This window comes from Thalassococcus lentus (assembly GCF_028023555.1).
Taxonomy (GTDB): Bacteria; Pseudomonadota; Alphaproteobacteria; order Rhodobacterales; family Rhodobacteraceae; genus Thalassococcus_A; species Thalassococcus_A lentus.
This window is the reverse complement of sequence record NZ_JAQIOY010000002.1, coordinates 702,222-720,176: the sequence shown is the minus strand read 5'-3', so window position 1 is coordinate 720,176 and position 17,955 is coordinate 702,222. Positions and strand designations below refer to the sequence as shown.

16 protein-coding genes are annotated in these 17,955 nt (G+C 59.7%); 10 read left to right on the top strand and 6 right to left on the bottom strand.

Annotated features, from left to right (window positions below):
• Positions 1-41: 41 nt before the first annotated feature.
• From PFY00_RS08570 to ccmI, 3 genes are read right to left on the bottom strand one after another with little or no spacing between them, the layout of a single operon-like run.
• The gene (locus tag PFY00_RS08570) at positions 42-272 is read right to left on the bottom strand and encodes a DUF1289 domain-containing protein (RefSeq protein WP_271432227.1); all 231 of its coding nucleotides are present in this window, start codon (positions 270-272) and stop codon (positions 42-44) included.
• 18 nt (positions 273-290) lie between these two features.
• The gene (gene ruvX, locus PFY00_RS08565) at positions 291-716 is read right to left on the bottom strand and encodes a Holliday junction resolvase RuvX (protein WP_271432226.1); all 426 of its coding nucleotides are present in this window, start codon (positions 714-716) and stop codon (positions 291-293) included.
• Positions 717-760: 44 nt separating this feature from the next.
• Complete coding sequence (gene ccmI, locus PFY00_RS08560) at positions 761-1,993, bottom strand: c-type cytochrome biogenesis protein CcmI (RefSeq protein ID WP_271432115.1); 1,233 nt, start codon at positions 1,991-1,993, stop codon at positions 761-763.
• A 215-nt stretch (positions 1,994-2,208) separates the two neighbouring features.
• Between ccmI and PFY00_RS08555 the strand changes: the two genes are divergently transcribed.
• The gene (locus PFY00_RS08555; protein ID WP_271432225.1) at positions 2,209-3,453 is read left to right on the top strand and encodes a sarcosine oxidase subunit beta family protein; all 1,245 of its coding nucleotides are present in this window, start codon (positions 2,209-2,211) and stop codon (positions 3,451-3,453) included.
• Here PFY00_RS08555 and PFY00_RS08550 read toward each other — a convergent pair.
• The gene (locus tag PFY00_RS08550; RefSeq protein WP_271432114.1) at positions 3,447-3,713 is read right to left on the bottom strand and encodes a hypothetical protein; all 267 of its coding nucleotides are present in this window, start codon (positions 3,711-3,713) and stop codon (positions 3,447-3,449) included. The genes PFY00_RS08555 and PFY00_RS08550 overlap by 7 nt on opposite strands.
• Before the next feature lie 260 nt (positions 3,714-3,973).
• Here PFY00_RS08550 and PFY00_RS08545 point away from each other — a divergent pair, with 260 nt between their 5' ends.
• From PFY00_RS08545 to rarD, 6 genes are all read left to right on the top strand, one after another.
• Positions 3,974-4,303, top strand: coding sequence for a sarcosine oxidase subunit delta (locus PFY00_RS08545; RefSeq protein WP_271432113.1), 330 nt, complete (start codon positions 3,974-3,976; stop codon positions 4,301-4,303).
• 64 nt (positions 4,304-4,367) lie between these two features.
• A complete protein-coding gene (locus tag PFY00_RS08540; RefSeq protein ID WP_271432112.1) occupies positions 4,368-7,388 on the top strand; it encodes a sarcosine oxidase subunit alpha family protein in 3,021 nt (1,006 codons plus the stop codon).
• Positions 7,381-7,947 carry a sarcosine oxidase subunit gamma gene (locus tag PFY00_RS08535; protein WP_271432111.1) on the top strand — a complete coding sequence of 189 codons (567 nt, stop codon included), beginning with the start codon at positions 7,381-7,383 and terminating at the stop codon, positions 7,945-7,947. Before PFY00_RS08540 ends, PFY00_RS08535 begins: the two co-directional genes overlap by 8 nt.
• 152 nt (positions 7,948-8,099) lie before the next feature.
• Complete coding sequence (locus PFY00_RS08530; RefSeq protein ID WP_271432110.1) at positions 8,100-8,519, top strand: hypothetical protein; 420 nt, start codon at positions 8,100-8,102, stop codon at positions 8,517-8,519.
• A 122-nt stretch (positions 8,520-8,641) separates the two neighbouring features.
• Positions 8,642-9,250 carry a superoxide dismutase gene (locus PFY00_RS08525; protein WP_271432109.1) on the top strand — a complete coding sequence of 203 codons (609 nt, stop codon included), beginning with the start codon at positions 8,642-8,644 and terminating at the stop codon, positions 9,248-9,250.
• A 168-nt stretch (positions 9,251-9,418) separates the two neighbouring features.
• On the top strand, positions 9,419-10,345 hold the full coding sequence (gene rarD / locus PFY00_RS08520; RefSeq protein WP_271432108.1) for an EamA family transporter RarD: 927 nt from the start codon (positions 9,419-9,421) through the stop codon (positions 10,343-10,345).
• Here the strand turns inward: rarD and PFY00_RS08515 are convergent.
• Complete coding sequence (locus PFY00_RS08515) at positions 10,288-10,839, bottom strand: LOG family protein (protein ID WP_271432107.1); 552 nt, start codon at positions 10,837-10,839, stop codon at positions 10,288-10,290. The genes rarD and PFY00_RS08515 overlap by 58 nt on opposite strands.
• A 121-nt stretch (positions 10,840-10,960) precedes the next feature.
• On the opposite strand from PFY00_RS08515, the gene PFY00_RS08510 reads away from it, so the two are divergent.
• Positions 10,961-12,529, top strand: coding sequence for a LysM peptidoglycan-binding domain-containing protein (locus tag PFY00_RS08510; RefSeq protein ID WP_271432106.1), 1,569 nt, complete (start codon positions 10,961-10,963; stop codon positions 12,527-12,529).
• A 210-nt stretch (positions 12,530-12,739) separates the two neighbouring features.
• Positions 12,740-14,551 carry an ABCB family ABC transporter ATP-binding protein/permease gene (locus PFY00_RS08505; protein WP_271432105.1) on the top strand — a complete coding sequence of 604 codons (1,812 nt, stop codon included), beginning with the start codon at positions 12,740-12,742 and terminating at the stop codon, positions 14,549-14,551.
• A 149-nt stretch (positions 14,552-14,700) separates the two neighbouring features.
• Here PFY00_RS08505 and PFY00_RS08500 read toward each other — a convergent pair whose 3' ends face one another.
• Positions 14,701-15,348 (bottom strand): glycine-rich domain-containing protein, encoded by a 648-nt coding sequence (locus PFY00_RS08500; RefSeq protein ID WP_271432104.1) that lies wholly within the window; start codon positions 15,346-15,348, stop codon positions 14,701-14,703.
• A gap of 289 nt (positions 15,349-15,637) precedes the next feature.
• Between PFY00_RS08500 and PFY00_RS08495 the strand changes: the two genes are divergently transcribed.
• Positions 15,638-17,788, top strand: coding sequence for a malate synthase G (locus tag PFY00_RS08495; RefSeq protein WP_271432103.1), 2,151 nt, complete (start codon positions 15,638-15,640; stop codon positions 17,786-17,788).
• The last annotated feature ends 167 nt before the right edge of the window (positions 17,789-17,955 follow it).

The window sequence follows — 17,955 nt, the reverse complement described above, 5'->3', positions numbered from 1 at the left end:
CAGCGATGAAAAACGCCGTCCGGTTTCGGGCGGCGTTTTTGTTACCGGGCGAGCCGGGCGGCGCGGCCACCCCGACGCTTGGTCAACTGGCCCGCGCGGCCGGGCAGATCCTGCATGATCGTGCGCCGATCCTCGGAACTCATCTTTGACCAATGGGTGATTTCGTCAATGGTGCGCAGGCAGCCGGTACACAGCCGCGATTCCGGATGCACCACGCAGATCTTTACGCAGGGGCTTTCAATCTCGTCACGGCTCCAGACGTCGTCTTTCATGGTCATCCTGCGCGTTCCTCATGTCCGGACATGGCGAATCCTGTCCAGTGCTCCTTGGAGGATATAACCGGCCGCAACGTGGTCGATAACCTCTGCGCGACGTTTTCGCGTCGTATCCGCCTCAAGCAGGGCACGTTCGGCTGCCACCGTTGACAAACGTTCGTCCCAGAAAACGATGGGGCCATCCCAAAGCCTTGCGATATTGCGCGCAAAGGCGCGGGTCGATTGCGCCCTTGGGCCTTCGCTTCCGTCCATGTTCAGCGGAAGCCCCAGCACCACACCAGCGATTTCCCGTGCCGCCAGAATGGCCAGCAGGCTTTCGGCATCCTGTGTGAACTTGCGGCGCTTGATGGTTTCCAGCGGTGTTGCGACCGTCAACAAACGATCCGACACGGCCACACCAATGGTTTTGGTGCCAAGGTCCAACCCCGCCAAGGCAGCCATCGGGGGCAGGGCGGCTTCGAATGTGGTGATGTCGTCGTGCAGCGTCACTCGCCCAATCCCGCTTGTGTCGCGGTCTGGTTGATCAAGGCGAGCGCTTCGGGCGCGTCGGCAAAGGCCATGCGGGCGTCTGTCAGGATGGCCTTGGCTTCGTCGGCGCGGCCCAAGACCATCAGAGCATTGATCAGGCGCGCCCATTCCTCGGGTGGCCCACCTTCACTGCCCAGACGCTCGGCCAGTCCCGCAACCATATTCTGGATCATGGCCGCGCGGTCTTCGGCGCTCATCTCGCCTGCGTTTTCGATGTCTTCAGCGGTTGGCCCGCGCAATGTATCAGCCTCGGGCAGGGTGTAATCCGCGACGCCGGCCCGCCAGGCCATATCTTCGATCTGTTGCCGGATCGGCGCGACCCACGGGGCATCGGGCGGGCTTTGACGCAGCAAACGATCCCAAAGCCGGAAGGCGCTGTCAGGCCGTCCGGTTTGTGCCAGCATCAGGCCGCCATAATAACGGGCGACGCCGTTTTGAGGATCACGGATCAGCGTCTGTTCCAGCGCGGTCTGCGCCTCGGGGGACACATAACCGCCTGCTGCCAGAACCAGCATATCCGCCAGATCAGAGTAATCTTTGGCCGTCGCGTCTTCGCCTTTGAGGGCGATGATCCGGTCCTGCGCTTTCCACGCTGCAGAGTAGTTGCCCAAGGCAGCCTCGGACCGCGCCAGCAAACGCAGGCCCTGCAGATCATCAGGCCGTTCCGCCACGGCGCCGCGCAACTTGACCACCAGATCCAGATATTTTTCATCCGCGTCGACCTGGGGCTGGGCAGGAACCTGCGACTCTGCCTCGGCTTGGCTGGGGCGGTCCTGCATGGCCTCGGCGGCCGCGGCGATCCGCTGTTTGAGCGGCAGATCCGGATAACCCGGCGCGCCCAGCTGACTATAAAGACCAAAGCCGCCACCAAGAACGACAGCGCCCATCAATCCCGCAACGATCAAACCGCCGCGTCCCAGCGGTTGGCCATCGGCATCTCGGGCCGCGCTGGCCGCGCTATCAGCCGCCAGAATACGTCGGGACACTTCGGTGCGCAGGCGCTCGGCTTCATCTGGGGCGATTACGCCACGCGCCGTGTCGCGCTCGATTTCCTTGAGCTGGTCCCGATAGACCTGAAGGTCAAAGGCCTCGGCAGGGCCGGTGTCACGCCGACCGCGCAACAGGGCCAGCGCCATCAGCGCGGCTGCGCTGAGCGCCATCAATCCGGTTGCGATCCAGAACAGCGTCATGTGACCTCCCATCCATGCTCAGTACCCAGATATAGACGCAGCGGCACGATAAAAAGGGCAAAGGGACGCGGCACTTCGCCCCCTGTCGCAGACATGTCGCAAACCAACGGGATTGTGACGGTTGCGGTCGGCGCTCCGAGGCGCTGCGGGTCCATCTAGGCAGCATGGCGATCCAACCGGATTCGGCATCGCCAGCCCATCTGCCCGAGGTGACCATGAAACGCTATTCTGCCTTTGCCATCGCCCGCGAAGCCCTGAGAGGCCATACAGGCTGGGAACGCGCTTGGCGCAAGGCCCAGCCGAAAAAACGCTATGACGTGATTATTGTCGGCGCAGGCGGCCATGGGCTTGCCACGGCTTATTACCTTGGCAAGAACTTTGGCATCACTAACGTGGCGGTGCTGGAAAAGGGGTGGCTTGGCGGCGGCAACACTGGCCGGAACACCACCATCATCCGCTCCAACTATCTGCAGGATCCATCGGCGGCGATCTATGAAAAGGCCCGCTCTCTCTATGAGACGATGAGTCAGGATCTGAACTACAATGTCATGTTCAGCCCACGCGGTGTCATGATGCTGGCCCAGACCGAGCACGAAGTGCGCGGATACCGCCGCACGGCCCATGCCAATGCGCTGCAGGGCGTGAAGACCGAATTTATTTCCCCCAAACGGGTCAAGGAAATCTGCCCGATCATGAACATCGAAGGCCCGCGCTACCCGGTTCTCGGGGCGCTCTGGCAGGAACGGGCAGGGACCGCCCGCCACGATGCGGTGGCATGGGGCTATGCGCGTGCCTGTTCGGCCATGGGCATGGATATCATCCAGAAATGCGAAGTCACCGGCGTTCAGGTCGAAGGCGGCAAGGTCAAGGGCGTGACCACCACCAAGGGCGACATCGCCTGTGAAAAACTGGGTGTCGTGGTTGCCGGGCATTCCGGCGTGGTGTCGGAAATGGCTGGCTTCCGCCTGCCAATCGAATCCGTGGCGTTGCAGGCGCTGGTGTCCGAGCCGATCAAACCGGTGATGGATTGCGTCGTGATGGCCAACACGGTTCACGGCTACATGAGCCAGTCGGACAAAGGCGAAATGGTCATCGGCGGCGGTACCGACGGCTACAACAACTACACCCAGCGCGGATCGTTCCACCACATCGAGGAAACCGTAAGGGCGCTCAATGAGACCTTCCCGATGCTGTCGCGGCTCAAGATGCTGCGCCAATGGGGCGGGATCGTGGATGTGACCGGTGACCGCTCACCCATCTTGTCCAAAACTCCGGTCGAGAATGTCTTCATCAACTGCGGCTGGGGAACGGGGGGCTTCAAGGCGATCCCCGGATCTGGCTGGGGCTTTGCCGAACTGATGGCCAAGGGACAATCGCCGCTGACAGACGAGTTCTCCATGTGGCGCTTCCGCGAAGGCAAGTTCATCGACGAAAGCGTCGCCGCGGGGGTGGCTCACTGATGGTTCCGCCAGTATTCTTCAATCTCCTCATCGTTTGCGAAAAGCTCATCCTCAATCTCACCCTTGTCTTGAGCAACAGATGCATGCCGAAGGCTCACTCTTCGCAAACTCTCTTTCGCAAAGCGTTGCGCCTGCTGGGCGTTTTCCAGCCGTTTTTCACATGCTTGAGTCGTGGCTTCAGCGCGCTGGTAGATGCGCGCCCTGCGCGACATCTCACGGCGTGCGTCATCTTCGTTGTCGCAAACATTTTGGTATTCCATAAGCAAGTGGCGTCGAAAATTGTTCAATATATGTCCCCAGAGTCGTGTGAGCAAGAACCAGCTTCGCAAGATAAGCGTTGGCGCGCGCGTCACTCAACAGGGAAAAAAATGTATGTTTCTGGGGGTAAAAGCGCCCCCCGTATTTGGTGTCATCCCGGCAATTTCCGTCAATATGTTGTTTTATTGGTTCGGACAGATAGCCCAATAGCCACAAGCAAGAGTGAAAAGCACTTGCAACAGCACAGCGTGGAGCCGTTCTCATGCTAACCCTCCAATGCCCCTACTGCGGCATCGATGCCGAAGAAACCGAATTGCACGCAGGCGGCGAAGCGCATCTGACACGCTTTGGCCCCGGCTCTTCGGATGACGATTTCGAGGGCTACCTGTTTATGCGTGAAAACCCGCGCGGTGTGCATTTCGAACGCTGGCGCCATGCCAATGGCTGCGGCAAGTGGTTCCACGCCGCACGCTGCACCAACACGCTCGAAGTGTTCGGCACCTACAGCGCCCAGACCACCGAACCGCCCGAGGAAATCCACAAAATTCTTGCCAAGAAACGCCCCGGCTGGACGTGGAGAGATCTCAAATGATCCTTCTTTTCTGCAAAAATACTCAAATTGAACGCACCTCTCCTCAATCCCGGAGGCTTGAGCCATGAGCACCCGTCTTGCCACAGGCGGCCGCCTGATCGATCGTAGCAAAGCGCAGGCTTTCACATTCAACGGCAAGCGCTTCAAGGGCTATGCCGGTGACACGCTGGCCTCGGCTTTGCTGGGCGAAGACCAGATGCTGATGGGCCGAAGCTTCAAATACCACCGTCCGCGCGGTGTCGTGGCCTCGGGTGCCGAAGAGCCGAATGCCCTCGTAAATCTGGGCAAGGGTACGGCGCACGAGCCAAACGCCCGGGCAACCACCACCGAGTTGTTTGACGGTTTGGCGGCGACCTCGCAGAACCATTGGCCCAGCCTTGAGTTTGACGTGGGCGCGGTAAACACCCATCTGTCGCGGTTCCTGCCTGCGGGCTTCTACTACAAGATGTTCATTCACCCGCGTCCGCTGTGGAAACACGTCTACGAGCCTTTCATCCGCCAGTCGGCGGGTCTGGGCCGGGCGCCGGATCCGGAAACCCGTGATCCCGACACCTATGAACATTTCTACGCATTCGTTGATGTTCTGGTGATTGGCGGCGGTGTTGCCGGATTGCAGGCAGCCAAGGCTGCTGGGGATGCGGGCGCCAAGGTTTTGCTGATTGAGCAGAACGCCCATTGGGGCGGCCGTGCACCTGTGGATGGCGGTTCCATTGACGGTCAGGCACCCGAGGCATGGATCGACGAAACGCTTGCCGCCCTGCAGGCCATGCCAAACGTCACGGTCCGCAGCCGGACCATGGGCGCTGGGGTTTATGATCACGGGTATGTTCTGGGCTACGAGCGCCTGACAGATCACGCCCCGCAGATGGACGGGCCGCGGCACCGGTTGTGGCGCATTCGCGCGGCGCAGATTGTCACCGCAACAGGCGCAATCGAACGGCCTTTGTCCTTTGCAGGCAACGATATTCCCGGCGTCATGCTGGCCTCTGCGGTGCGCGACTATGTCGTGAACTACGGTGTGGTACCGGGTGACCGCACGGTTGTCGTGACCAACAATGACGATGCTTATCGCACAGCACTGGCCCTCAAGGCCGCCGGTCTCGCGGTTCCGGCCATTATCGATGCGCGCCCCAATGGGGGCGGGGCTTTGATGCAAGCGGCAAGGGATCAGGGCATCCGGGTCGAAGTCGGACGCGGCATCGCCAAGGTCAAGGGCGGCAAGCGCGTCAGCAGTGTCTACATGTGCGATCAAGCGGGCTCTGGCGCCATGCTCGAAGAAATCCCCTGTGACGTGGTGGCCATGTCCGGTGGCTGGTCTCCGGTTGTGCACCTGTGGTCGCACTGCGGCGGCAAGCTGACATGGGACGATGAGCAGGCCTTCTTCCGGCCAGATGCCGATCGCGCGCCCACCGGCGCCGATGGCGCAGCCTTTGTCAGCGTTGCAGGCAGCGCCAATGGCTACATGGGTCTGGCGCAGGGTGTTCTGGATGGTGATGCAGTCGGCAAAGCTGCTGCCAAGATGGCTGGTTTCAAACCCAAGCGCACCAAGGCCCCCGAAGCCGTTTCCGAGGATGAGGCCGCGCTTGTACCGGTCTGGCTTATGCCGCAGGGCGCAAGCCGTGATCTGCGCGCCAAAGCCTGGCTGGACTACCAGAATGACGTAAAGGTCAGCGATGTGCAGCTGGCGGCGCGAGAAGGCTTTGAGAGCGTCGAACACACCAAGCGCTACACCACGCTCGGCATGGCAACGGATCAGGGTAAACTGAGCAATATCAATGGTCTTGCGACGCTTTCTAATGCTCTGAACGAAGCGATCCCACAGGTTGGAACGACCACATTCCGTCCACCTTACACACCCATTTCCATGGGCGCGATCGGCGGTGAGGCGCGCGGCGACGTATTCCAACCAATCCGGCGCACGCCGATCCATGAATGGCACGAGACAAACGGAGCCCATTGGGAGCCTGTCGGCCACTGGCGCCGGCCCTATTGCTTCCAGCGCGCGGGGGAAAGCGTGCACGATGCGGTCAATCGGGAAATCAAAGCGACCCGTGACAGCCTTGGACTGCTGGATGCCTCAACGCTCGGCAAGATCATCGTCAAGGGGCCTGACGCGGGCCGTTTCCTCGACATGATGTACACCAACATGATGAGCACACTGCCCATCGGCAAATGCCGCTATGGTTTGATGTGTACGGAAAACGGGTTCCTGACGGACGATGGTGTCGTGGCGCGTCTGGATGAAGACACATGGCTTTGCCACACCACCACCGGCGGCGCGGACCGCATCCATGGGCACATGGAAGAGTGGCTGCAAACCGAATGGTGGGACTGGAAAGTCTGGACCGTGAACGCCACTGAGCAATACGCACAGATCGCCGTGGTCGGCCCGAACGCGCGCAAGCTGCTGGAAAAGCTGGGCGGGATGGATGTGTCCAAGGAAACACTGCCTTTCATGCAGTGGGCAGACGGCACCCTTGGTGGCATTCAGGCGCGGGTTTTCCGCATTTCGTTCTCGGGCGAGCTGTCCTACGAAATCGCGGTTCCGGCCAATCAGGGCCGTGCATTTTGGGACATGCTGATGGAGCAGGGCGCCGAATGGAACGCGACCCCCTATGGCACCGAAGCGTTGCACGTGATGCGGGCCGAAAAGGGCTTCATCATGATCGGCGATGAAACCGATGGCACAATCATCCCTCAGGATCTGGGCCTGCACTGGGCGCTGTCCAAAAAGAAAGAAGACTATTTGGGCAAACGGGCGCAACAGCGCAGCCATATGACAGACCCGAACCGTTGGCAGCTGGTTGGTCTGGAAACGCTGGACGGATCGGTGCTGCCGGATGGTGCCTATGCAGCGGCGGACGGAACCAACGACAACGGACAGCGCAACACCCAAGGGCGGGTTACATCCAGCTACTATTCACCAACTCTGGACAAGGGCATCGCCATGGGTCTGGTGCTGAACGGGCCTGACAGAATGGGCGAGGTGATTTCCTTCATCAAGGAAGACGGCGAAACCGAGATGAAGGCCACGATTGTCAGCCCGGTTTTCTATGACCCCGAAGGGGAGAAGCAAAATGTCTGAAGCAGTACAGCCGCTCGGCGGCAGCGCGTTTGACGGCTTGGTGCACCTGTCTGAGGCTCCTTTGCAGGGTATGATCACGCTTCGGGCGGACTTGTCTGATGCAGCTGTGAAAAAGGCCATCAAGGCGGCCACTGGCCAAACCATGCCGGACATCCGCGGCGCATCAGTGCAAGAGGAGCAGGGCGTTTTGTGGATGTCCCCGGACGAAGCCATGCTGTTGGTCCCCTACGCCGAGGTAGACGCGGCGCTGGCCAAATTGACCAAGTCATTGGGCAAAGTGCACGCCCTTGCCGTCAATGTATCGGACGCCCGCGCGATGTTTTCCCTGCGTGGGCCGGCCGCACGCGAAGTGATTGCCAAACTGGCTCCGGTGGATATGGCGCCGGGTGCCTTTGAGCCCGGCATGGTTCGCCGGACCCGCTTTGCACAGGTCGCGGGGGCCTTCTGGATGGAAGATCAGGAAACGGTTCATGTGGTCTGCTTCCGGTCTGTGGCGCGGTACATGTTTGATCTTCTGAGCGTTGCATCTGATCCGGCGTCGGCAGTCGACTTTTTCTGATATTGGCCGGTGGCTGCGTGCGTTGAACGTGGCCGCTGCCTTTGACATGAGCAGCATCATTGACGCGGTTAGGTCTGACGTCAAATAACGTCACTTTTGACTTGCGCCCTCTGGTTGAATGCTTATTTTCTCCTGAAAAACAGGAGCTTCCCGTGAAAAAGACTTTCGCTATTGTTGGTTTGGCTATTGCCGCTTTCGCCGCGCCCGCCGTTGCAAAAACCGTGACTTACCAGTGTGAAATTGATCAGAACCGCAGCAACAGGGGTTGGCTGCCATCGGTGCTGTTCATCGGGCACAACGAAAAAACCGACGAAGTGATCGTGTCCGATCCAATCATTCTGTACAACAACGACCGCCAACCGATGCAGGGCAAACTGGTCAAGAACAATGACAAACGCATGACAGTATCATGGGTTGTCGTGACCAAGAGCAGATCGAACCAGCGGGCCAAGATGAACTACCGGGCGACCTATGTGAAGTCCGAAGGAAAGCTGCAGCTCAATGCAACGCCTTTGGGCTATGCCAATAACTTTCACGCCTCTGGGACATGTAAAGTAAAGGTCGCAAAATAAGGCGCTCAAGGCGCTTTGATCGTCAGATTGTCTGTGTCTCGGGTGCAAAGCCCCTTGACGCCAGCGGGGCGTCGGCACAGGTATGCGAGTGAATGCGCCACAACACAACGAGGGGTGAGACCATGGCATTTGAACTTCCCGACCTTCCCTACGCACACGACGCGCTAGCCTCCAAAGGCATGAGCCAGGAGACGCTGGAGTATCACCACGACATCCACCACAAGGCCTATGTGGACAACGGCAACAAGCTGATTGCAGGCACTGAGTGGGAAGGCAAATCCGTCGAAGAGATCGTCAAGGGCACCTATGATGCTGGCGCGGTCGCTCAGAACGGCATTTTCAACAATGCTTCGCAGCATTGGAACCACACCCAGTTCTGGGAAATGATGGGTCCCGGTACCGGCGGTATGCCCGGTGAGCTGGAAGCGCGTCTCAAGGACGGCTTTGGCAGCGTTGAGACGTTCAAGGAACAGTTCTCGGCTGCAGGCGCGGGTCAGTTCGGCTCGGGTTGGGCTTGGCTTGTTGTAGACACAGACGGCACCCTGAAGGTGACCAAGACAGAAAACGGCGTGAACCCGCTGTGCTTTGGTCAGACCGCGCTGCTGGGCTGCGATGTATGGGAACATTCCTACTACATCGATTTCCGCAACAAGCGTCCGGCCTACCTTGCCAACTTCCTCGACAATCTCGTGAACTGGGAAAACGTCGCGGCCCGTTTGGCCAGCGCCTGATCCGTTCCGGACAGTCAAGTTTTGCGGGGTGCGGCGTGGCCGCGCCCCGTTTTCGTTGTGCAACCCCACGCGCAGGGAAGGCCGAGCCCGAGACAATCAAATGACAACTCACCGGTTTTTCTGGACCTGACCGCAACACAGGCATAGAGCCATAGGCAGGAGGCACGTATGGATCAGGCTCGCAGCGGTGTTGTCGCACTTTGTGCGGCCTGTGTGATCTGGGGGCTTTCGCCGCTTTACTACAAGCTTTTGATCCACGTCCCGCCACCCGAATTACTGGCGCATCGTACGCTGTGGTCTGCGATTATCTTTTTGGCCTTGCTGGCCGCGCAGGGTCGGGTCAAGGCATTGGGGATGGCCTTGGGCTCGGTACGGGCCCTATGGATCACCTTGGTGTCGGCGATCATGATTTCCATCAACTGGGGCCTTTTCATCCTGTCGGTTCAAATTGACCGGGTCACGGAAACCGCTTTGGGCTACTACATTTTTCCACTGGTTGCCGTGCTGTTGGGGGTGATTGTTTTGCGCGAAACCCTCAGCCGGGCGCAATGGCTGGCGGTGGCACTGGCCTGTGTTGCGGTTTGCGTTCTGACGGTCGGGCAGGGTGTTGCACCTTGGATTTCGCTGATCCTCGCCTTTACCTTCGGTTTGTATGGCCTGATCAAAAAGCAGATGGCCGCAGGCCCCGTCGTCAGTGTCACAGCCGAGGTGCTGGTGCTGATGCCATTCGCGCTGGGTTGGCTGATGTGGCTGCATCTGGGCCGCGACGTACCCAGCCCCGGAGTGTTTGGGCAGGATATCGCAACTTCGGCGCTGCTGGTCTTTTCCGGGTTTATTACGGCCTTTCCGCTGGTGCTGTTTTCGCGCGGGGCACAGCAGGTCCGGCTGGCGACCGTCGGATTGGTGCAGTTCATCAATCCGACGCTTCAGTTTCTTTGCGCCGTTCTGGTGTTCTCAGAGCCCTTTGGCATCGTCCACGCCGTCACCTTTGCGCTGATCTGGGTCGCGCTGGCGCTTTATTCGGCCAATGCGCTGGCTCAGGACAAGGCGCGGCGCAGGATAGCCATGACCTCTTCGCAGGACACACCGGTCTGAACAAAATCCAGCAGTGACGCGTCAGCAAAGCCGTGATCGACAACATGGCTCAGCAAACCGCGCAGCGGTCCCCAGTACCCCAGAACGTCCAGAAGAACGATCGGTTTGTTGTGCAAACCCAGTTGCCGCCATGTCAGCACCTCGAAAAATTCGTCGAGCGAACCGGCCCCGCCGGGCATGACCACCACCGCATCCGCGTTCATCAGCATGACTTTTTTTCGCTCATGCATCGTTTCTGTGATGATAAAGGTGCTCAGGTCGCGTTTTCCGACTTCCCATTCCAAAAGATGGGTCGGGATGACGCCAAAGGTTTCACCGCCTGCGTCCTGCGCAGCGCGCGCAACGGTGCCCATCAGGCCAACATCCCCGGCACCGTAGACCAGCCGCCAGCCTTCCTGCGCCAAGGCGCTGCCAAGCGCCGTGGCCTGATCGGCATATTCAGCTTCGCGCCCATTGCGGGACCCACAGTAGACACAGACGGATTTCAGGGTCATTACAGGGCTCCTTGAGGCCGGTTTTACAGCGGTTTTGACCGCGACGTATGCCCTTGATATACACAGCTAGCTGCATGCGGTTGCAAGGTAAAAAGGCACCGCTTTCGAAAGGGTTGCTGCCATGAGCAAGATCGCCGCTTATAGCCTGTGGGGCGGGCTGGGTACGGCCGGTGCCGTCGGTGTTGCCGTCGCCACTGGCGTGCTGGATCTGTCGCAACGGCGTTCTGCCCCTCAAGAGCCGGTTGCTTTGGTGCAGCCTGCCGAAAAGGGCCTGGATGAGACCCCGGCCGAAGTGGCGGTTGTTTCTGACAAGGAGATCGCAGCAGTTCCGGACAAACCGGAGGAGCCCGCCGCCGTCGCAACCGTGGCCTCGCCGGTTTTTGATTTGGTGCGTGTGGAGCCTGAAGGGCTGACGCTGGTGGCAGGCAAGGGCGCGCCCGGAGCCATGGTCGACTTCATGGTGGACGGATCGATGCTGGCCGCGGCTGAAGTGTCGCCCGGTGGCGGCTTTACAGGGTTTCTGGATTTGCCACCTTCTGCAAACGCACGTGTGCTGAGCCTGAGACAGACTTTGGGCGACGTGGTGGTGATGTCTGACGAAGAGGTCATCATTGCACCCAATCCGGTTGCGCCCGAGCCGGTGGCCGAGGCCGTGCCTGAGGACACAGAAGCAGAGCCGGAGGCCGTTGCCGAGGCTGTTGAGGATGCGCCCGAGCAACCGGCCGACACCGTAGCCGAGGCTGCCGTTGACCAGGCCGAAGCGGACGTGATCGTTGAGGCCGAAGTTCAGGCTGATGATCAGGGCGAAGCAGAGCCGGTTGTCGAAAATGATCCGGTTGCTGAAGAGACAGCAGTGGCTGCAGATGCCACAGACGCCGTGCCTGCAGAGCAGGAAGCGTTGGCCGAGGCTGATCCCGAACAGACTGAAGAAGAGGCCGAGGTCGTGGCAGCACTGGAAATGGCGATGGTCGATCCGGATGCCGGTGACGATCTGGCGGCGCCCGCACAGGTCGAGGCCGCTCTGGCGGATCCGGCGGCACCTGCCGCACCCGCTGAAATCCCTGCTGAACCGGGCGTGTCTGTCGCCAAGCAAGACGCCGCGCCGGAACGCCAGCCAGCCGCGCCGCCCAAGGTAGCGGATGTGGCCGAACCTGCCGCGCCTTCCGCGCCCGCAGTGTTGCTGAGCAGCGCTCGCGGCGTTGAAGTTCTGCAGTCGGCCCCACTTGCGCCGGGCGATGTTGCTTTGGATGCCATCAGCTATGATGCCGAAGGTGAAGTGTTGTTGTCCGGGCGCGGCGATACAAGCGGCTATGTCCGGGTCTATCTGGACAACAAGCCGCTAACCGACAGCCGCATCGAAGGCGACGGCCGTTGGAGGATCACGCTGCCGCAAGTCGATACCGGAACCTACACGTTGCGTGTCGATCAGATCGATGAAACCGGCGACGTGACGGCGCGGGTCGAAAGCCCGTTTTTGCGCGAAAGCCCCGAAGTGCTCGAAGCCGCAGCCGCAGGCGAGGGACCGGTGCGGTCGGTCACCGTGCAGCCGGGCGCGACGCTCTGGGCCATTGCGCAGGATCGCTATGGTGAGGGCGTGGAATACGTCAAGGTTTTCAAAGCCAACAAGGATCGTATTCGCAACCCGGACCTGATCTACCCCGGTCAGATTTTCGATCTGCCCGAGGACTGATTGAACCAACCCGGCGGACTTGCGGGCAGCCGGGCAGGTCGCTTGGCCAAAAATTCATACATTTCGGCTCCGATGGTCTTGGCGCGCTGAGGACGCGCGCCTATTTGATGTGGTCCGCATGGTCTTTGTCCGCGTCCAAAGTGCAGCCCCCGGGGCTGGCGGTTGCTGCGTTCAAACGATAGGGGTGCAGGACAAGACAGGAGACGCGCGATGCCGCCAGAAATGACCGATGCCGAAATTGCCCGCGAAGAACGGGCATCTGGCTGGCGTACCATCCGGCGTGTGGGCCCGTACCTTTGGCCGGACGACAAACCCTGGGTCAAACAGCGCGTCGTCATCGCTCTTTCCTTTCTCATTCTGGCCAAGCTGATCGCGGTCTTCACTCCGATCCTTTACAAGCGCGCAGTCGACAGCCTGTCAGGTGACGTGCCTGACCTGATGCTCGGCGCAGTGGGCCTGACCATCGCCTATGGTGTCGCGCGGCTGATGACGGTGGGATTTCAGCAGTTGCGGGACGCGGTGTTTGCCAAGGTTGGGCAGCGCGCGCTTCGCACGCTTGCACTTGAGACCTTTACCCATATTCACCGCCTCTCGATGCGCTACCATATCACCCGCAAGACCGGCGGTCTCAGCCGGATCATCGAGCGTGGGGTCAAGGGCGTCGATTTCCTGTTGCGGTTCATGCTCTTCAGCGTCGGACCACTTATTTTGGAACTGCTGCTGGTGGGCGCAGTTTTGTTTTTCCTGTTCGACATCTGGTATCTCGCTGTCGTCGCGGGGGTCATTGCGCTTTATGTCTGGTTCACCTTCAAGGTCACCGAATGGCGGGTAAAGCTGCGCCGTGAGATGAATGATCAGGACACCGATGCCAACCAAAAGGCCATCGACAGCCTGCTGAACTTTGAAACGGTCAAATACTTTGGCGCGGAAGAGCGCGAGGCGCAGCGCTATGACAGTGCCATGCGCGCCTATGAAGGCGCGGCGATCAAGACAGCCACATCGCTGGCTTTCCTGAATTTCGGCCAATCCTTACTGATCACTTCGGGGTTGGTGATCGTCATGGTGATGGCGGCGCTGGGTGTGCAAAACGGCACGCTGACTGTCGGCGATTTCGTCATGGTCAACGCCTATATGATCCAGATCACCATGCCGCTGAACTTTCTTGGCACGGTCTACCGTGAAATCCGTCAGGCGCTGGTCGATATGGGCGAGATGTTTGGCCTTTTGGGCCAGCCGCGCGAGGTGGCAGACAAACCCGGTGCGCCGGACATTGATGTGCAGGGCGGCATTGTCGAACTGAAGGATGTGGCCTTTGGGTATGACGCAGCGCGGCCCATCCTGAAAGGCGTTTCCATCAAGGCCGAGGCTGGGAAAAGCGTCGCGTTGGTTGGGCCTTCGGGCTCCGGGAAATCCACGATCGGGCGCTTGCTGTTCCGGTTTTACGACGTTCAGGCCGGCGCGCTGACCATTGACGGGCAGGACGTGCGCGACGTGACGCAGGACAGCCTGCATGCGGTGATCGGGGTCGTGCCTCAGGATACCGTGCTCTTTAACGACACAATCCGCTACAACATTGCCTATGGCAAAGCCGGAGCCAGCGAGGACGAAATTGTCGAGGCCGCCAAGGCGGCCCAGATCCACGACTTTATTCAGGCCTTGCCGGAAGGCTACGACACAGCCGTGGGCGAACGTGGGCTCAAACTGTCCGGCGGGGAAAAACAGCGCGTTGGCATTGCGCGCACTCTGCTCAAGAACCCGCCGATCCTGCTTCTGGATGAAGCGACCTCGGCGCTTGATACCGAAACGGAAGCCAGCATTCAGGACGCGCTGCGCCTTGCTGGCGAAGGACGCACGGTGATCACCATCGCACATCGGCTGTCGACCATTGCCGATGCCGACAGGATCGTGGTTCTGGAGAAAGGCGAAGTGGTCGAAGAAGGCACGCATGACGCGCTGCTGGCCAAATCGGGACGATACGCACAGCTCTGGCATCGCCAACAGGCCGAAGACGACGCAGCCTGACAGCGGATTCCGTCCAGCGATGTAATAGACCCGTGTTTGCCAGTTTCTGCCATGCATGAAACTGGGTGCTGTTCATTGGGAACTGGCATCTGCCACCCAACGGCTAACAAGATCCTCTTTGGTGCGGGTTGTTGGGCTGGTTAATCAGATCAATCGCCGCATCCGCCGCAATCGCCTGAGCCGCAGTCCCCAGCTTGGTTGTCTGAGAAGGGATCGCCGGTTTCAAAGGTCAGGGTGAATTCTCCTCTGCTTGTCAGGCTGAGCAGCGACTTCGCAAGTATTAGCATTGGCAGGCTGAGCAAAACCGCAGTGAAGATCGGATTGAAACCCGAGAGCATGGCGATGAACCCGAGGAATACAAACGCCGCCGAGAACACAAGGCTTAACACTGCGCTTACCCTGTTGTGTTCTTTCCATATGCCTTTGGGCGGTGTGCCAAACAGGTCTTTGTACGCTTCCACAGTGGCTTTGTAGTCTTCGAGGTGACGCGCACGCGGCACGCCGGGGTTATGGTGTATGCGTTTATTCAGCTTCACGCAAAACACTTCCCAATAGTCGCGGCTGTGTTGCATGTGCAGATGCCAAACCAGATCTACCGCTTTGGATGGCACGTTGCGTGATCTCCGCGTCGCGCACAGGTACATGAACTTGCGATATTCGGAAATCGCGACTTCAGCGGTGTCCCGAGAGATGTGGTATTCGGCCATCATCTGTTTCAGAAACGGCTTGCCTGCGGCATCCTCAGGCATTTCGTGCGTTGCGATCCGCTCCCATAGCGGATTGTCGAGAGAGGTCATCGGAGCCTCCTGTGTTTTCTCTTTCTATGCACTTTGCACCTACCGAGGGAATGTAACAGGTTGATGACAAAATAGATTGCGTTCCCGTTGTAGATCACGCCGCAAGAGCCTCTCGGGATAGCGGTCTTGGCTAGAGATTGCATGCCAGAGGTGGGTCTTTGCCGCGATTCCGGGCGGTTCGGCGATTATTCGGGTCTTTTTGAAAGCCTTCCGCGTTGCAGCCTGTTGCCTATCGGAAACAAGTTTTCTAGATGGTGGACAGCTGCATACAATACGCAAGGGGAGAGCGATGGCTGAGCGGGTAGATCGTCACGGATTGCAGGTGGACAAACACCTTTCGGATTTCATTGAAACGCAGGCGTTGCCGGGCAGCGGTGTCGAGGCAGACGCGTTTTGGGCCGGGCTTTCGGAGCTTGCCCATGACTTTGGCCCCCGCAATGCGGCGCTGCTGGAAAAGCGCGAAGACCTGCAAAAGCAGATCGATGATTGGCACAAGGCGCATGCAAACCAGCCGCATGACCACGAGGGCTATAAGGCGTTTCTGGAACAGATCGGCTATCTGCTGCCCGAGGGTGACGCATTCGAGATCAAGACGGCGAATACCGACCCCGAGATTGCCTCGGTTCCCGGCCCGCAGTTGGTTGTTCCAATCACCAACGCCCGCTACGCGCTGAATGCCGCCAACGCGCGTTGGGGCAGTCTTTATGACGGGTTTTATGGCACGGATGCCATGGGCAGCGCGGCGCCCAAGGGGCCATATGACAAAGGCCGGGGCGCGCGGGTTGTTGCGCGGGCGCGGGTCTTTCTGGACGAAGCCTTTCCGGTTGATGGTGTCAGCCATGCGGATGCGCGGCGGTACTTTGTGGACAAGGGCGCTTTGCTGGTCGATGACCAGCCGCTGAGCCAGCCAGAGAAGTTCATCGGCTACACCGGGCACCCGAAGGCGCCGGACAGCGTTGTTCTGCGCAACAATGGCCTGCACGTGCAGCTGGTGTTTGACCGCACGCATCCCATTGGTGCCCGCGATCAGGCCGGATTGGCTGATGTGCGTCTCGAATCTGCGATTTCAGCCATCATGGATTGCGAAGATTCCGTCGCCTGTGTGGATGCCGAAGACAAGGCGCAGGCCTATTCGAACTGGTTGGGCCTGATGAAGGGCGATCTGTCGGAATCGTTTGAAAAGGGCGGTGAAACCGTCACGCGTTCGCTCAGCCCTGATATGGCGCTGACCGGTGCGGATGGCGGACCGATCACACTGAAGGGCCGGGCCCTGATGCTGGTGCGCAATGTGGGCCACCTGATGACCAATCCGGCCATCTTGCTCAAGGACGGCTCTGAGATCTTTGAAGGGCTAATGGATGCCATGATCACCGTGATGATTGCGCGGCATGATCTGAACAAGACCGAAGGCACCCGCAACTCGACGCAGGGATCGGTCTATGTGGTAAAGCCGAAGATGCATGGCCCCGAAGAGGTGGCATTCGCTGATGAAATCTTCAGCCACGTGGAGCAGGTTCTTGGGCTGCCGCAGTACACCGTAAAGCTGGGAATCATGGACGAAGAGCGCCGCACCAGCGTGAATCTCAAGCAGTGCATTCGGGCAGCCGAGCATCGCGTGGCCTTCATCAACACGGGTTTTCTGGATCGCACCGGCGACGAAATCCACACATCGATGGAAGCAGGGCCATTCAGCCGCAAGGACTTTATCAAGCGCAAGGCCTGGATTGGCGGCTATGAGAACCGCAACGTCGATATCGGTCTTGAATGCGGACTGTCGGGCAAGGCCCAGATCGGCAAGGGCATGTGGGCCATGCCGGATATGATGGCGGCCATGATCGAGCAGAAGATCGAACATCCAAAGTCGGGTGCGAATTGTGCCTGGGTGCCTTCGCCGACAGCGGCAACCCTGCATGCCCTGCATTATCACAAGGTGGATGTCTTTGCCGTACAGCACAAACTGCGCAAGGGCGGACGCCGGGCGCATGTGGACACCATTCTGGACATACCTCTGGCGTCCTATCGCAAGTGGAGTGGTCCGCAGGTGCAGCGCGAAGTGGAAAACAACGCGCAGGGCATTCTTGGTTACGTGGTGCGCTGGGTTGATCAGGGTGTCGGTTGTTCGAAAGTGCCTGACATCAACGATGTGGGCCTGATGGAAGACCGGGCCACCTGCCGCATCTCGGCGCAGCACATCGCAAACTGGCTGCATCATGAGATTATCGGGCGCGACGAGGTGATGGAAATCATGAAACGCATGGCCGAGGTTGTGGATCAGCAGAATGCTGGGGACGCTTCCTACAGCCCCATGGCGCCCGGTTTTGACGGGATTGCCTTTCAGGCGGCCTGCGATCTTGTCTTTGAAGGCCGGGTGCAGCCTTCGGGCTATACCGAGCCGGTTCTGCATCGCCGCCGGCTTGAGCTGAAAGCCAGCCTGGGCTGAGGAAAAGAGGTTTTGCGCCCCGCGTTGCGGGTCGCCGTGGGCGCGTGCCGGCTTTGCCAGCACGCGCCAACCTATGGATGGACCGTGGGGCGCAGGACAGACCGGTTTGCACCGGGGGCTCTGCCCCCGCAGCGGAGTCTTGCCCCGCTGCGCCCCCGGAGTATTTG

What these genes read in the sequence shown, in the direction of transcription:
- PFY00_RS08570 (WP_271432227.1), bottom strand. Translation starts at nt 272, where the DNA reads ATGAAAGACGACGTCTGGAGCCGTGACGAGATTGAAAGCCCCTGCGTA.
- ruvX (WP_271432226.1), bottom strand. Translation starts at nt 716, where the DNA reads ATGGCTGCCTTGGCGGGGTTGGACCTTGGCACCAAAACCATTGGTGTG.
- ccmI (WP_271432115.1), bottom strand. Translation starts at nt 1,993, where the DNA reads ATGACGCTGTTCTGGATCGCAACCGGATTGATGGCGCTCAGCGCAGCC.
- PFY00_RS08555 (WP_271432225.1), top strand. Translation starts at nt 2,209, where the DNA reads ATGAAACGCTATTCTGCCTTTGCCATCGCCCGCGAAGCCCTGAGAGGC.
- PFY00_RS08550 (WP_271432114.1), bottom strand. Translation starts at nt 3,713, where the DNA reads ATGGAATACCAAAATGTTTGCGACAACGAAGATGACGCACGCCGTGAG.
- PFY00_RS08545 (WP_271432113.1), top strand. Translation starts at nt 3,974, where the DNA reads ATGCTAACCCTCCAATGCCCCTACTGCGGCATCGATGCCGAAGAAACC.
- PFY00_RS08540 (WP_271432112.1), top strand. Translation starts at nt 4,368, where the DNA reads ATGAGCACCCGTCTTGCCACAGGCGGCCGCCTGATCGATCGTAGCAAA.
- PFY00_RS08535 (WP_271432111.1), top strand. Translation starts at nt 7,381, where the DNA reads ATGTCTGAAGCAGTACAGCCGCTCGGCGGCAGCGCGTTTGACGGCTTG.
- PFY00_RS08525 (WP_271432109.1), top strand. Translation starts at nt 8,642, where the DNA reads ATGGCATTTGAACTTCCCGACCTTCCCTACGCACACGACGCGCTAGCC.
- rarD (WP_271432108.1), top strand. Translation starts at nt 9,419, where the DNA reads ATGGATCAGGCTCGCAGCGGTGTTGTCGCACTTTGTGCGGCCTGTGTG.
- PFY00_RS08515 (WP_271432107.1), bottom strand. Translation starts at nt 10,839, where the DNA reads ATGACCCTGAAATCCGTCTGTGTCTACTGTGGGTCCCGCAATGGGCGC.
- PFY00_RS08510 (WP_271432106.1), top strand. Translation starts at nt 10,961, where the DNA reads ATGAGCAAGATCGCCGCTTATAGCCTGTGGGGCGGGCTGGGTACGGCC.
- PFY00_RS08505 (WP_271432105.1), top strand. Translation starts at nt 12,740, where the DNA reads ATGCCGCCAGAAATGACCGATGCCGAAATTGCCCGCGAAGAACGGGCA.
- PFY00_RS08500 (WP_271432104.1), bottom strand. Translation starts at nt 15,348, where the DNA reads ATGACCTCTCTCGACAATCCGCTATGGGAGCGGATCGCAACGCACGAA.
- PFY00_RS08495 (WP_271432103.1), top strand. Translation starts at nt 15,638, where the DNA reads ATGGCTGAGCGGGTAGATCGTCACGGATTGCAGGTGGACAAACACCTT.